Raw genomic sequence first — 14,327 nt, forward strand, 5'->3', positions numbered from 1 at the left:
CCTATTGGTAGATTTCAGGAAGCAGCGTGGTCGACACAGCCGGAACATAGGCGATCAGAATAACCACGATCAGCATTGTCAAAACAAAAGGAACGGCACGGGCTGCAATCTTGAGGATCGACTCGCCGGTAATCCCCGAGACCACGAACAGGTTCAGCCCTAACGGGGGCGTAATGAACCCGACGCCCAGCGCAGTGATCATCATGATGCAGAACTGGATCTCATTCATGCCGATGTTATCCGCCAGCGGTTTTAGGATCGGTGCAAGGATCACGATATTCGGCGTCGTTTCCATCACACATCCGGCCGCGATCAGGATGCCGATCATCAGCAGGATCAGCAGATATGGATCGTCAGTCAACGAGGTCACGGCGGTCACAAAGCCCTGCGGCACACCCATGATCGCCAAAGCCTCGGCCAGGGGCGCGGAAAAGGCGATGATCGGCAGGATCACCCCGTTTACCTTGGCCGAACTGACCAACATTGACGGAAAGTCGGCCAGCGTCAGGGTGCGCAGGATGAAGCCCATGATGATGGTGACAACCACGGCGGTCGCGCCCGCCTCGGTCGGGGTCAGGCGGCCCGAGAAGATGCCGTAGAAGATTATCCCCGGCACGATGAACGCGTACCAGCCGGATTTCAGCGCCTTGCCCAGATTGGCCAGCCACTCGCCCATGGTCATCATGCCGCCGCCCTCATAGGCGTAGATGCGGTTCATGATGATATTGGTCACAAGGATCGAGACCAAAATGGCCAGTCCGGGGATCAACGCCGCCAGAAACAGGGTCGATGCGGAAATCCCCAGCACCAGACCGATGATGATATAGGCGATCGATGGCGGGATCAGGATGCCGGTACAGGCCCCTGCTGCGACCAACGCACAGGCATAGGGGCGGGGATAGCCGCTTTCGACCAGTCGGTTGATCGTCATTCGGCCCACCGCAGCAGCACCCGCCGCGTCCGAACCCGAGATGGCGGCGAACATGCCGCAGACCAGAACGGTAGCCGAGCCAAACCCGCCCTTGGCAAAACACGTCAGCGCCTCGGCCACATCCAGGAATTTGCGCGACAGCCCCGTTCGGACCAGCACGTCGCCCGTCAGGATGAACAGCGGCACGGCAGTCAGGGCAAAGGCGTCGATGCCGGTGAACAGACTTTCACCCACAAGGCTGAGCGGCAGATCGCCCGACATAATTAGCATCACGATGGCCGCCGTACCGATGGCCGCCCAGACGGGTACGGCCAGTGCAATCAGGCCAACGAACAGGATCACCGGCAGGTAAAAATCCCATCCCAGTTCAACGGTTTGATTAAGGGAACCCCAAAGCATCGCGTGTCCCTTCAGTCAAACAGCTTATCGCCTTCGAAGACGGGCTTGCCGTCCCTCAGGCATTTCAGATCGCGCATCAGCGACTGGATCAGCCGCCAGATCATCAGCGCAAAACCGGTGGGCACGGCCATCAGGAACCAGACCTTTGACACGCGCAGCCCATCCGTGACCGAGCCGAACTTGGCCGAAACATGCACAGCCTCGTACGACCAATAAAGCGCGATGACGGCCACGCCGAACATCACCAGATCGCCAAAGATATACAGCAGCGCCTTGGGACGCGGCCCGAGATAATGCATGATCACGTCGATGCGGATATGGGCGCGTTCCTTGACCGCCGCCGCAGCGCCAATCCACGCGAGGTAGATAAAGGAATAGCGAACGATCTCTTCACCCCAGATCGACGAATACGCGAAAATTTCGCGCCGCAGGACCTCGATGGCCATGGTGATGACCAGCATCACGTAGAACACCAGCAGCAGCCAGCGTTCGGCGTTGCGGTCTATGTTTTGAAGTAAGGTCATCTGTTCCCTCGGCGTGCAGGCAGTCAGACGCGCGCCTTCTGGTCCGGGCGTTTACCGGCCTGACTGCATGAGGTTGTGACGGTCGATCAGGCGTCGTGGACGAAATACTTGCCTTGGGTCCCTGCGGCCTCGACCAATTTCTCGAACGCATCCATCGACCCGGCCAGTTCCGTCTTGAACGGATCCCAATCGGCGTTCTGATATCCACCGACGCTTTCCCACTCGGCCAGTTGGTCAGAACTGAGCGAGTGGAACTCGACACCCGCCTTATTCAGTTCAGCCATTGCATAGGCGCGGGCCGAGGGCACTTTGGCAAGGTTCTGGTGGCTCGTCATTTCGGACGCCCACATGATGCCTTCCTGTACGTCCGCCGGCATCGAATTGAACCACTCCAGATTGCAGGAATAGACCTGACTGTCCGGCACGGCCTGCGTAAAGGTCACGTGGCTGAGGATGTCCTTGAAACCAAAGACGAACAGCGCGCCCACAGATGGATCAAGCGCATCCGCGACGCCCTGCTTGATGGCCGAGGGGGTCTCACCCCAAGCGACGGGCGTCGGGTTTGCGCCGACCATGCGATAATACTGCTGCAACATCTTGGAACCCGGCACGCGAAACTTAATGCCGCTCATGTCACCCGGAGTGATAATAGCATTACCGCCCTGCCGCACGGCAACAACGCGGGGGTCGATCACGACGTAGAACAACGCCTTGAACCCGGCAGCTTCGACCTTGGGATGGACTTCGTTTTTCCACGTGTCCGAATTCACAAGATTGGTGAATTTCTGGTTCGAGCCGCACAGATATGGCATGTTGATCAGGTCAACGGTCGACGCAAACGGCGCGAAATTCGACAGCGAGTGTTGCGCGGCCTGAATGGTGCCGCCCTGAACCTTTTGCACCAAAGATCCGCCTGCACCCAACTGTCCACCGGGGGCCAGCTTTACATAGACCTTGCCATTAGTGGCGTTCTGGATGTTTTCCTTAAGGTCCAACTGCATGATCGGATAACTGCGTGATGCACCCAGCACATAGGCTGTGGCGATGGTCATCACGTGATCCGCTGCCTTTTCGCGCTCGCTCTCTTCTTTGGCGGTTTGCGCTGCGGCCTCGGATGACCACAGCACGCCCCCCGCCCCGGCAACCAGCGCCGCCGTGAACGCTCCCGTGGCGCTGAGCTTCAGGAAATTGCGGCGCTCGGCCGATGCCAGTTCAGTTTTGTCGTTGTTCATTGATTGCCCTCCCAAGCAAAAAAAGTCAGCCGTCGCCTTCTGCGTCGCGGTCAGCCTCCTTTTTCAGAATTGCGACAACGAACAGGATCGACGCCGCGAACAGGACCAACATCTCACCCACGTCCCCAAGAAAGGCACTGCCTGCAAAAGCACCCAAAGCCACGTTCGCGAAGTAAATGACAAACACGATGATGGATGCGGTCAGAAACACTTTTCCGGACTCCCTTCGGATTCGGCCCAAAGTCATTTGTAAGCGCTTACATCAAAAATGCAAGCGCTTACATATCTGCTTTCCTTGGGGGCCCGTTGAGATTAGACTTATTGGCAAAAGTGAATTGCGGGTTTGATAATGTCGAAATTGGGGGCGGCACCAACGCTGGACGATGTGGCCAAGATGGCGGGCGTTTCGACGGCGACTGTCTCGCGCTGCCTCAACAGCCCCGACCGCGTCGTCAAGGCGACGCGGGAACGCGTTCAATCGGCTGTTGATGCCTTGGGCTATACACCGAATTTTGCTGCACAGGTGATGGCCGCCAAACGTACATTCACCATTGGTGCGATCATCCCGACAATGGAGAACGCAATATTCGCGCGCGGGCTGCAAGCCTTTCAGGAAGAGTTGCACCAGCACGGATATACCCTTTTGGTTTCAAGCTCGGCCTACAAGCCAGACATCGAGGAAGAACAAATCAGGACGCTCGCGGCGCGGGGCGCGGATGGGCTTTTGCTGATTGGCCATGACCGCGACACAAAGATTTATGAGTTTCTGGACCGTCGAAATATCCCTACCCTGGTCGCGTGGTCTTTTGCGCCAGATGCGCCGGTCCCCTCGATCGGGTTCGACAACCGCGCGGCGATGTGCGCATTGGCAAACCGTGTCATTGCCATGGGCCACACGCGTCTTGGCGTGATTTCCGGCGTCAGCGCAGGCAACGATCGCGCGCGCCTGCGGATCGAAGGCGTAAAAGACGCCACGCGGCAGAACGGATTAGACGTTTCGGATCTGACAATCATCGAAACGCCTTACGAAATTGAATGCGGGGCCCAGGCGTTTTCCCAGTTGATAGGCCAAGCTTCGCGCCCGACAGCCATCCTTTGCGGTAACGACGTCTTAGCCGTTGGCGCGCTGCGGCGGGCTCAAGAAATCGGGCTGCGCGTTCCCAAGGATGTTTCAATCACCGGATTTGACGACATCGAATTAGCCCGAATTGTTAGCCCGGCCCTGACAACTGTACACGTTCCACATCGCGAGATGGGGCGCAAGGCCGCCCTGCAACTGGTCGAGATGGTCGAAAAACAGGTCACGGATCAGGGCGAACAGCTCGACACCAGTATCATCGAAGGTCAATCGCTTGGGCCGCCGGGCAAAACTTAAGCTGCCTCGGCCTCCATCGTCCTGAATTCATTTTTGAGCCAGATATGTTTTTTGCACATAGGTTCGGTAAAGTGCTGGCGTATCAGCTTTTCCATCGCCTTCTGGATCAAAGCCGATGTCGTTTCGGGATAGACCTCGGTGGTAAACAAAGACACGGTCCGCACAAAGTTCCGGCCCGGAAAAGGCATTGCTTTGACGCTGTCATGAAATCGCTGAGCGCGGTGGAAACACGCGGCAGTGGTAATCGCCCATCCCGCGCCCTCGGCAACCAGCCCAATGATCGACTGATTGCATTCCAGTTCGAACCGGTTCGGCAAATTGTACTTGCTACGGGTCAACTGAATTTCGATCTGTTTACCGATCATATAATCCCGCGAATATCTCAACAGCGGAAGGTTTGCATCCGGCTCAAACAGTTCTTCGGGCTGAACTTCAATGCTACTAGGTAAAATGACGATAAAAGGGTCGCGCATCAGCGGGTATTCGATCAACCCCTCTGTGCGTTCTGATGGCCGCGTGGCGACCCCAGCGTCCAGCTTATGCTCTTGAAGTTTGGCGATGATCTCATGGCTGGGGCGGGTGTAGTGTCGAAAGTTACAGCGCGGCAACGCCTGAGCCAGAAACCGGAACAGATCAGGCGCGATCTGGTTGTCGAAATCGTCGATCAGGGCCAGCCTCAGATCGGTCGCGTGGCGCCAGTTTCCGGTTCGGATTTCAGCCTCACCCCGTTTCAATACCGTCAGGCCATCTCGGACATAACGCGCGAAAACCTCTCCGGCCGGGGTCAGCCCCATTGGGCGGCGACCATGGTCTACCAGTTCGATGCCAAGCGCACGTTCAAGACTGCGCAGGTGGTTTGAGACAGTACTGATGGACAAGCCCGTTTCCGACGCGACCTGTTGGATCGACCCTGACTTGGCGATCAGTTGAAACACTTCCAGCCAGCGGAGGCTTAGAGATTTAGACACAGCAACCGTCCATTGTTTCGATTACCTCGAAACAAGCCAAGCAGAGAAATGTCCGTTCGGCAATGGTGATGTTGTTTATTCGGCCCTAACCTAAGACCGAGCCCGTTCAAGATTTGGATCGTAGGGCGAGGCCGGGACGACGGTGACCGCCACATGCTCGCCACAACGGTCCAACACCATTTCGCTGCCGATTTCGGCCAGTTCCGGCTCAACAAATCCATGCGCTAGGTTAAGGCCGACTCGATGCCCCCATTCGCCAGACGTGACCGTACCAACCACCCTATCCCCCTGCATGAGCGACCCTCCGGGATGCGCGGGGCCTTGCGATGTGTGCACCTGCAAGACAACCAGCTTTTTGCGAGGTCCGTCCGTTTGCCGCGCCTCCAATGCCTTGCGCCCAGTAAAGTTGCCTTTGTCCAGCTTCACGAACCGATCCAAGCCGGTTTCAAAAGGATCAAACTCTGTAATTAAGTCGGATTTCCAATGCAGGAAGCTTTTCTCCATACGCATCGAGTCGACAGCGCGTGCGCCAAACAACTTCATGCCCATGGGTTCACCGGCCTGACGTAAAGCCAAGTACGCAGCATAGAGCGATGCGTTGGGCACATGAATTTCATAGGCCAGTTCGCCCGAGAAACTAACACCAATAACGGTGGCGGGGGCGATCCCGACAAAACACTCGCGAACGCTGAGCCATGGGAACGCCTGGGCCGACCAGTCGCCGCGGGCGCAGGCGGACAGGACATCGCGCGCCTTGGGGCCAGCAAGGATCAGGATGGTCTGATCGTTGGTCAGGCTGCGCAGGTGGACGTCTTCGTCAGCCCGCAAATGGCTGGTCAGCCAGTCCATGTCGTGAAATTCGCTGGCCGCTGCCGATCCGTACCAGATACGTTCAAGGCCCCGGTCACTGGCGGGCAGATTGGCCACCGTCGCCTCGGCTTTGATCATACCGTGATGGTTCAAAAGATAACCCAGCCCTACACGCCCGTCGCGGCGGGTAACCGCGCCGCAGAACATCCGATCCAGAAACGCGTGATGATCTGCACCCGTGATCTCGATCCGATTGAAACCGTTCACCTCGGCCAGCCCCACATTGGTCTGGACATTGGCAACCTCGGCGGCCACCAGATCGAAGGTTTCGTCAAAATCGAAACTGTGGCTGGGCGCGAAATCGGGCGATGGCTTGATGTAATCCACCCTCTCCCACCCGTTGACCACGGTGAACTCGGCCCCTTCAGCCGCCAGAACCGGGGTCAGAGGGGTCGTCTTGGCGGGTCGCCCGGCGGGGCGGTGTTCATGCGGAAAGTGAAAGCGGAACTCGTTTTGGTAATCCTCGATGGCTTTTAGCGCCGTCAGTTCGACATTCGCGTGACCCGTAAACCGGCGGGGATCAAGGCACCACGTGTCGTAACACGCCTCGCCATGCACGATCTGTTGCGCCAATAGCCAGCCGTGGCCGCCGCCCTCGCCCAGACCGGCGCGCAGGCCGATGATACAGAACGCATTGCGCTTGCCCGGGATCGGCCCGACCAAAGGCGCACCGTCGATCGTATAGGTGATCGGGCCGTTGACCACCGTATGCACGCCCACCTCCATCAGCGCGGGCATCCGGGCAAAAGCGCCCTCCAGCACATCCGTCACGCGGTCCAAATCGTCGGGGCACAGCGCATTGACGAAGTTGGGGTCGATCCCGTCCATACCCCATGTCTTGCAATCCTGTTCGTAGAACCCCAGCAACAACCCGTTCTTTTCCTGCCGACAGTAGTAATCGCTGATCGGGCATCGCAGCAGAGGCATCCTGTGGCTGGCATCGCGAATGGCCGGAATCTCTTCGGTCAGGAAATACTGATGCTCCATCGAGGCGACGGGATGATGCACCCCCATCATCGCGCCCACCTCGTTCACGCGATAGCCACCCGCGTTGACGACGATATCGCAGTCGATATCGCCCTTTTCGGTCTTCACCGTCCATGTGTCATCGGCGTGCTGTTTCAGCCCGATAACCGGCGTGTTGCGATACACCTCGGCCCCTGCCTTGCGGGCCCGGCGCGCCAACGCCTGACACAGCTGGGCGGGGTCGATATCGCCGTCCATCGGATCCCACAGCCCGCCAATCAGATTCTCGGTCGAGATCAGAGGGTGGCGGCGCGCACATTCCTTGGCATCAATCACCTCGAACTGCACGTCCATCCCACGCGCCATTGATGCGAAATGGCGATAGCCCTGCATCTGCGCTTCGGTATTGGCCAGCCGGATGCCGCCGTCGCCATGGTGATAATTGATCGGATAATCCGGGTCTTCGGCCAGTTCCTTATACAGCCGGATCGAGTGCGATTTCAGCCCGACCATCGTCTGGTTCATTCCAAAGTTCGTCACCTGCGCCGCCGAATGCCATGTGGTGCCCGAGGTCAGCTCGTTCCGCTCGACCAGAACCACATCGCTCCACCCCTCCTGCGTCAGATGATAAAGGGTCGAACAGCCTGCAATCCCGCCTCCGATGACAACGACTTTGGTGCGTGATTTCATGGACGTGGCTCCTGCTTTGCTGCCCATAAGTCTTGCGGAACAATGCGCGCCCGCGACAAGCCGCCCAGTGCTTGTATTGAAAAATCGAAACCGCGATTGCGGATTCTGCAAATTGCACTTGGCCTTTGCCAAGCGCGTGAACCCGCGCTTAGGGTTCAGGTAACAGGGCAAGAAAGGAACCGGATGAGCACGGGCAGCAAACGAAGCGGTAGACGCGCCCGGCACGCGAAGCGCGCGGCGGCCCCTGTGATTGATCCCTGCCCGCCCGGTCAGATCGGTGGCGCCTTTAAGCCGCTGACCGACCTTGAGATCACGCAGATTTACGATTCCGCCCTGCGCCTGCTGGAAACCCTCGGGATGGGAGAGGTACCCGATCGGCTGGCCCGCGACCTGCGCGCAGCAGGGGCGAGACCCGGACCTGACGACCGATTGCTGTTCCCGCGCGCCATGGTCGAACAGGCCATTCAATCCGCCCGCAAACAATTCACCTTTCACGGCCGCGATCCCTCGCGTTCGATCGAGGTGGGCGGAGACCGGGTGTATTTCGGCACCGGCGGCGCGGCGGTTCAGACGCTGGATATCGACACGGGGCTATATCGCCCCTCAACCCTGACCGATCTGCATGATTTCACCCGGCTACAGGACACGCTGCCCAATGTCAGCTGGTTCACCCGGTGCTGCGTGGCGACCGACGTGCCCGACAATTTCGATCTGGACGTCAACACCGTTTATGCGCTGATCCGCAACACCACCAAACCAATTGCCACGTCCTTTACGCTGGCGGAACATGTCGCGCCCATCGTCAAGATGCTGGATATCGTCGCCGGAGGCCCCGGCGCGTTCGCCGCGCGCCCGTTCCTGAAGGCGCATATCAGCCCGGTCATCTCGCCCCTGCGCTATGGCGAGGATGCGGTGGACGTGGTCTATGAATGCGTCACCCATAACATCCCCATGTCCTGCATCACTGCGGCACAAGCCGGTGCGACGGCCCCGGCCACGCTGGCCGGGTTTCTGGCGCAATCGCTGGCCGAAACACTGGCCAGCCTTGTCATGGTCAACACGATCAAACCGGGCTTTCCGATGGTGTTTTCCAACTGGCCCTTCATCGTGGACCTGCGCACCGGGTCTTTTGCGGGCGGCAGTGGCGAGACGGCGATTCTGAACGCGGCCTCGGCGCAGATTTCCAATTGGTTGGGGCTGCCGTCAGGTGTGGCGGCCTCAATGACCGATGCCAAGGCGATTGATGCGCAATACGGGGCGGAGAAAGGCATCACCTCTTTGGCGGCGGCGCTGGCGGGCGGGAACCTGATCTATGAAAGCTCGGGCATGACCGCATCGCTGCTGGGGGCCAGTTTCGAGGGCTTCGTGCTGGACAATGAAATGCATGCCCACACCTATCGCGCTCTGCGCGGGATCGAAGTGACCGAGGAAAACCTCGGGTTCGAAGCGATCTGCCAGTCGGTTCTGGGCGACGGGCATTTTCTGGGCAGCGCGCATACCTATGACGCGATGGAGCGCGATTATTACTACCCCGAACTCGCCGACCGGACCGAGCCGCGCACCTGGGCGGATGAAGGCGCAAGCGACGCATGGACCACCGCCCGCGCCCGCGCGCAAGAAATCCTCGACACACACAATCCCCAATATTTTACGCCTGAACAAGATGCGGAAATCCGCGCCCGGTTTCATATCCTTGATTAACCTTCCCCAACCCATCCTCGGCGGCTAGGGTCGGCGGGACTTGCGACGAATGAGGCCCCGATGACCGACCCCTTCTTTCAGCCCGTCTCAGCCATGGAACTGGCGCGCTTTGCGGGCGTACCCACCTTCATGCGCCTGCCCGGCATGACGCTGGATCACGCGCGGATCGCCGAGGTTGATATCGGGCTGGTCGGCATTCCATGGGACGGCGGCACCACAAACCGCCCCGGTGCGCGCCACGGGCCGCGCCAGTTGCGGGATTACTCGACCATGATCCGCGCGATGAACCCCGTGACCGGGGTTGCGCCCTTTGCGATGATGAACTGCGCCGATCTGGGCGACGTGGCCCCGAACCCGGTAGATATCGAAGATACGCTGGACCGCGTGGCATCGTTCTACACCGACCTAACCGCTCGCGGCATCACCCCCCTGACCGCCGGAGGGGATCACCTAACCACCCTGCCCGTTCTGCGCGCGCTGGCCAAATCCGGCCCGCTGGGGTTGATCCAGTTCGACAGCCATACTGACCTTTTTGACAGCTATTTTGGCGGGCATAAGTTCACCCATGGCACCCCGTTCCGCCGGGCCGTCGAAGAGGGCTTAGTCGATCCCAAACGCTTTGTTCAGGTGGGCATTCGCGGCACCGCCTATAACACCGAGGATATCGAGTGGGGCGAGGCCCAGGGCATCCGTATCATCCGAATCGAAGAACTGTTCGACCGCGGCATCGGCGATGTCATGGCCGAAGTGCGCGGTATTGTGGGTGATGCGCCGACCTATTGCACCTATGACATCGACTTCGTCGACCCCACCTTTGCCCCCGGCACCGGAACGCCCGAGATCGGCGGCCCAAACAGCTTTCAGGCCCAGCAGGTTATTCGGGAAATGTCTGGGATCAACCTCGTAGGGGCCGATTTGGTTGAAGTTTCTCCACCCTTCGACGCTTCGGGCGGCACCGCGTGGCTGGGAATATCATTGATGTTCGAACTGCTCTGCGTTCTGGCGCAAGCCGTGGACGCCCGCCGCTAACTGACGTTTTCGGCGATCATCGAGATCATCTCGAACATCACCGCCGCTGCGGTCAGGGCGGTGATATTGTTCGGGCTGTCCTTGGTGGGCATCATGCAAACCACGTCTCCGCCCACAATATTCAGCCCGCGCGCGGCCCGCAAAATACCCACGGCTTCGTCAATATCAAACCCCTTCTCGCTGGGCTCCAGATTAGACACCGCAGGCGCGACAGAGGGGTCAAGGCAATCCAGATCAAAGGTGATATAGACTGGGCGATCGCCTAAAACTTCACGCGTCTGCGCCACTACATCCGCAAGCCCGCGCTGTCGGAACTCGCGCATGGTGACGATGTTGTAGCCATAGTCATAGGACGGTTGCAGCCAGTCCAGACTGCGCGGATGACCCCGCAGGCCGATCTGCATGGACCGCGTTGGATCAACTTGCCCCTGATCGGCCAGATAGGCGCCCCAATGGGCGGCGGATTTCTTGGCCCCCAGAAAGTGATCGACCTTGGTGAACACATCCGTATGCGCATCCAGATGCAGGAAGCTGATCGGCTCACCTTTAGCCAGTTGACCACGCCCCAGCGCCTGCACTATGCCGCCGGTGATCGAGTGATCTCCGCCCACCGACACAGGCCGCGCCCCCGCTGCGTCGATGTCCTTGTAAAAACCCGTGATGCGTTCGATACAGTCCTCGTTGTCATTAGCGCGCGGAAAGGGCACGTCGCCTACATCGGCAATCTTGGCGCGGGCCCAAGGGTCGATTTCGAACACCGAATGCACCCGTCGCTGCACGGCCGAGACATGGCGCAGCGCGCGGGGGCCAAGGTGCTGATCCCGCTCGGTCGTGCCGTTGCCGGTGGAATGGGGCACGCCGACCAAGGCGATATCCTGCCCCTCGGGGCCGGTATTGGGACAGCGGAACAGGGTCGGCACGCCCCACCAATACAGGTTATCCATCATCGACTGTTCATAGCGGTCGGTCATCTGCACCCCCTTCAAGAAAAACGCCCCCGGGCTGGCGGGGGCGCATATGTTCAGATTTTCTCGTCTTCTCGCCGGAAAGCCCCCTGCACGATCCGGTCGATGACCATGGCGCAGAACAGGATGGCGAAGCCGCCCAGCAGACCCGGACCCTTGGCCGCGTATTGCAGCGCCTCAAGGATTTCCTTGCCCAGACCGCCGCCGCCGATCAGCGAGATGATCACCACCATCGACAGGCACATCAGAATGGTCTGGTTCACCCCAGTCATGATCGAAGGCAGCGCCAATGGAATTTCGACATCCTTCAGCAACTGCCATTTCGAAGCGCCAAAGGCGACCGCAGCCTCTTTGATGCTTTCCGGCACGCCGCGCATCCCCAAGGCCGTCAGGCGGATCACAGGTGGCATTCCGAAAATGATCGTGGCCAGAATGCCCGGCGGGTTGCCGGTGCCAAAGAAGGCGATGATCGGGATCAGGTAGACGAAGGCGGGCAGCGTCTGCATCAAATCCAGCACCGGTTCTGCCGCACGATAGGCGCGCTGGGACTTCCCGAACCAGATGCCCAGCGGGATGCCGAAGATCACGCACAGGATCACGGCAGCGCCGACCAAGGCCACTGTCTCCATCGCGACGTCCCAGTACCCAAGAAGCGCGATATAGGCCAGCGACGCGGCGGTGAAGATCGCAACCCGAGGGCCTGCTGCACGCCATGCGGTGACACAAATGACCAGCATGACAACGGGCCAAGGCGACCCGATCAACGCAATCGTCAACGCATCCAAAACCGAGCGGACGCCAGCCACGATCCCGTCAAAAACGTCTCCACCCGCCGCTGCAGCAGCATCAATCTTGGCTTCCATCCAACTGGCGAGGGCAGAAAACAGTGTTCCGTTGCCTTCGCCAAGAAAGATCGCGGAAACCTCTTGTTCCGGGAATGCATCCAGCAAGGGCAGCGATGCGTTGACCGTGAATTTGTACACGATCAACGGGCCGATCGCGGCGATGAGAACCGCGCCCAGCACGGTGTTCCTTCTGGACTGTCCGCTTTCCGTGCTGCCCGGATCAATCCGCCATTTCGAATATTGCTTTTCGTAGACGCGATCTGCGTAGAACCCCTGCACCAGTTTGAAAACCAGCAACATCAACAGACCCGTGATCAGAATCCCTGCCGCTTCGGATTGCGCGGCAGCCGCCCTTTCTAGGCTGGTGTCCGCTGCTTTTTGGATGTTCTCGGCCAGCTTGGTAAAGCGGTCGATATCGGCCTTTTCAGTGGCATCCGCTGCACGTGCCATCAACTCGGCCGCCCGTTCCTGTTGGCGCGCGGCCCGTTCCGCAAAATCAGCGCCAGGATTGCCCCAGGCACCCCGGCCAATCTGAACCCACGCGATGATCTCAAGGATCAGGAAGGTCCAGAACATCCCCCAGATCGCGCGCGAGGCCGACCAGAATGGCCCCAGCACGGCGGCCCACAAGTTGAAGGTATTGGGTACAGGGCTTGTTGCATCATGGATCTTGTGAAACGCATTGACGTAATAGTCGCCATTCGGTCCGACGAATTCCTTGATCGAACGGTCCAGCGCCTCGCGGTCGACTTCGATATCAGAGGCGGCTGTAACTTTCAGCTCGGTGGTTGCGTCAGTCATTTTTGCCCCCTTGAATACCACGCAGCAGGCGCGGCTTGGTCACGATCCCCACGTCATTACCTGCATCCGTTATGACCACTGGCATCTCGGTATTCACCGCTAGGTCGATCAACTGGTCCAGATCCGCGCCCTCATCCGCGCGCGGCGCGCCGTCGAGTGACCCGGAATAGCTGCCCATCGGCTCCATGATCGAGTGCGCTTTGACGAGTTTGAGTTTCGAGATGCCCTGCACAAATTCGCGCACGTAATCGTCTGCAGGGTTCATGACGATATCTTCGGGAGTGCCGATCTGAACGATCACACCGTCTTTCATGATTGCGATGCGATGTCCGATCCGGATCGCCTCGTCCAAGTCGTGCGTGATGAACAAGGTCGTCTTCTTGAGCTGCGCCACCAGCGCCTTGAACTGATCCTGCAACTGCAACCGGATCAATGGGTCAAGCGCCGAGAACGGCTCGTCCATCAACAGGATTTCCGGGTCCGAGGCCAATGCCCGGGCAATACCGACGCGCTGCTGCATCCCGCCAGAAAGCTCTTTGGGCAGGCGATCTTCGTAACCGGTCAGGTTGACGAGGCTGAGAGCATGGTCAGACACCGCCCATCGCTTGGATTTCGGCACTTTGCGGATTTCCAGAGGATACGCCACGTTGTCGCGCACCGAACGGTGCGGCATCAGCGCCATGTGCTGAAAGACCATCCCGATCTGCTGCGCCCGGATGCGGCGCAATTCAGACTCGGATATCTTTGAGACATCCCGCCCCAAAATTTCGATCTTACCTGCGGTCGGCTCAATCAGGCGATTGACGTGACGCACCAGCGTCGACTTGCCAGACCCCGACAGGCCCATGATACAGAAAATCTCGCCGCGCGGCACTTCGAAGGTTGCGCCCTGCACGCCGACAACGCAGTTGAAACGCTCCAGAACTTCAGGTTTTCCAATGCCTTCGCTGCGAACGGCGGCCATGGCCTCTTCTGCCCGTGCGCCAAAGATCTTCCAGACATTTTCCAGTTTTACGACAGGTTCGTCCATT

At 59.2% G+C, this 14,327-nt stretch carries 12 protein-coding genes; 3 read left to right on the forward strand and 9 right to left on the reverse strand.

Annotated features, from left to right (window positions below):
* Position 1: 1 nt before the first annotated feature.
* The 4 genes from GOV88_RS17760 to GOV88_RS17775 all read right to left on the reverse strand — a co-directional run bounded on the left by GOV88_RS17760 (position 2) and on the right by GOV88_RS17775 (position 3,297).
* Positions 2-1,330 (reverse strand): TRAP transporter large permease, encoded by a 1,329-nt coding sequence (locus tag GOV88_RS17760; RefSeq protein ID WP_171123450.1) that lies wholly within the window; start codon positions 1,328-1,330, stop codon positions 2-4.
* 11 nt (positions 1,331-1,341) lie between these two features.
* Positions 1,342-1,854: a TRAP transporter small permease gene (locus GOV88_RS17765; protein WP_171123452.1), complete on the reverse strand. Its 513-nt coding sequence runs from the start codon at positions 1,852-1,854 to the stop codon at positions 1,342-1,344.
* A gap of 86 nt (positions 1,855-1,940) precedes the next feature.
* Positions 1,941-3,086, reverse strand: coding sequence for a TRAP transporter substrate-binding protein (locus GOV88_RS17770; protein WP_171241256.1), 1,146 nt, complete (start codon positions 3,084-3,086; stop codon positions 1,941-1,943).
* 25 nt (positions 3,087-3,111) lie between these two features.
* A complete protein-coding gene (locus tag GOV88_RS17775) occupies positions 3,112-3,297 on the reverse strand; it encodes a hypothetical protein (RefSeq protein WP_171241257.1) in 186 nt (61 codons plus the stop codon).
* Between the two features lie 138 nt (positions 3,298-3,435).
* Between GOV88_RS17775 and GOV88_RS17780 the strand changes: the two genes are divergently transcribed.
* Positions 3,436-4,461 carry a LacI family DNA-binding transcriptional regulator gene (locus tag GOV88_RS17780; RefSeq protein WP_171241258.1) on the forward strand — a complete coding sequence of 342 codons (1,026 nt, stop codon included), beginning with the start codon at positions 3,436-3,438 and terminating at the stop codon, positions 4,459-4,461.
* Here the strand turns inward: GOV88_RS17780 and GOV88_RS17785 are convergent.
* Together GOV88_RS17785 and GOV88_RS17790 are read right to left on the reverse strand one after the other, a co-directional pair.
* Complete coding sequence (locus GOV88_RS17785; protein WP_171123460.1) at positions 4,458-5,429, reverse strand: LysR family transcriptional regulator; 972 nt, start codon at positions 5,427-5,429, stop codon at positions 4,458-4,460. The two genes, GOV88_RS17780 and GOV88_RS17785, sit on opposite strands and share 4 nt — an antisense overlap.
* Before the next feature lie 90 nt (positions 5,430-5,519).
* The gene (locus GOV88_RS17790; protein ID WP_171241259.1) at positions 5,520-7,955 is read right to left on the reverse strand and encodes an FAD-dependent oxidoreductase; all 2,436 of its coding nucleotides are present in this window, start codon (positions 7,953-7,955) and stop codon (positions 5,520-5,522) included.
* A gap of 183 nt (positions 7,956-8,138) precedes the next feature.
* Here GOV88_RS17790 and GOV88_RS17795 point away from each other — a divergent pair, with 183 nt between their 5' ends.
* Both GOV88_RS17795 and GOV88_RS17800 read left to right on the forward strand, forming a co-directional pair.
* Positions 8,139-9,656, forward strand: coding sequence for a trimethylamine methyltransferase family protein (locus GOV88_RS17795; protein ID WP_171241260.1), 1,518 nt, complete (start codon positions 8,139-8,141; stop codon positions 9,654-9,656).
* Between the two features lie 60 nt (positions 9,657-9,716).
* On the forward strand, positions 9,717-10,685 hold the full coding sequence (locus tag GOV88_RS17800; protein ID WP_171241261.1) for an agmatinase: 969 nt from the start codon (positions 9,717-9,719) through the stop codon (positions 10,683-10,685).
* On the opposite strand, the gene GOV88_RS17805 is transcribed toward GOV88_RS17800, so the two are convergent.
* The 3 genes from GOV88_RS17805 to GOV88_RS17815 are packed head-to-tail and all read right to left on the reverse strand — an operon-like array spanning position 10,682 to position 14,326.
* Entirely contained in the window at positions 10,682-11,656 is a 975-nt protein-coding gene (locus GOV88_RS17805) for an arginase family protein (protein ID WP_171241262.1), read from the reverse strand. The genes GOV88_RS17800 and GOV88_RS17805 overlap by 4 nt on opposite strands.
* Positions 11,657-11,706: 50 nt before the next feature.
* Positions 11,707-13,296 carry a proline/glycine betaine ABC transporter permease gene (locus GOV88_RS17810; protein ID WP_171126152.1) on the reverse strand — a complete coding sequence of 530 codons (1,590 nt, stop codon included), beginning with the start codon at positions 13,294-13,296 and terminating at the stop codon, positions 11,707-11,709.
* Complete coding sequence (locus GOV88_RS17815) at positions 13,289-14,326, reverse strand: glycine betaine/L-proline ABC transporter ATP-binding protein (protein WP_171211946.1); 1,038 nt, start codon at positions 14,324-14,326, stop codon at positions 13,289-13,291. The genes GOV88_RS17810 and GOV88_RS17815 overlap by 8 nt, the downstream gene beginning before the upstream one ends.
* Position 14,327: the final 1 nt, after the last annotated feature.

Origin of the sequence: Ruegeria sp. HKCCA5491 (assembly GCF_013034565.1) — a bacterium.
Lineage (GTDB): Bacteria > Pseudomonadota > Alphaproteobacteria > Rhodobacterales > Rhodobacteraceae > Ruegeria.

Excerpts from the sequence above, each read along its gene's own strand:
- GOV88_RS17810 (WP_171126152.1), bottom strand. The coding sequence starts at position 13,296 with ATGACTGACGCAACCACCGAGCTGAAAGTTACAGCCGCCTCTGATATC.
- GOV88_RS17790 (WP_171241259.1), bottom strand. The coding sequence starts at position 7,955 with ATGAAATCACGCACCAAAGTCGTTGTCATCGGAGGCGGGATTGCAGGC.
- GOV88_RS17815 (WP_171211946.1), bottom strand. The coding sequence starts at position 14,326 with ATGGACGAACCTGTCGTAAAACTGGAAAATGTCTGGAAGATCTTTGGC.
- GOV88_RS17780 (WP_171241258.1), top strand. The coding sequence starts at position 3,436 with ATGTCGAAATTGGGGGCGGCACCAACGCTGGACGATGTGGCCAAGATG.
- GOV88_RS17760 (WP_171123450.1), bottom strand. The coding sequence starts at position 1,330 with ATGCTTTGGGGTTCCCTTAATCAAACCGTTGAACTGGGATGGGATTTT.
- GOV88_RS17805 (WP_171241262.1), bottom strand. The coding sequence starts at position 11,656 with ATGACCGACCGCTATGAACAGTCGATGATGGATAACCTGTATTGGTGG.
- GOV88_RS17800 (WP_171241261.1), top strand. The coding sequence starts at position 9,717 with ATGACCGACCCCTTCTTTCAGCCCGTCTCAGCCATGGAACTGGCGCGC.
- GOV88_RS17770 (WP_171241256.1), bottom strand. The coding sequence starts at position 3,086 with ATGAACAACGACAAAACTGAACTGGCATCGGCCGAGCGCCGCAATTTC.
- GOV88_RS17795 (WP_171241260.1), top strand. The coding sequence starts at position 8,139 with ATGAGCACGGGCAGCAAACGAAGCGGTAGACGCGCCCGGCACGCGAAG.
- GOV88_RS17765 (WP_171123452.1), bottom strand. The coding sequence starts at position 1,854 with ATGACCTTACTTCAAAACATAGACCGCAACGCCGAACGCTGGCTGCTG.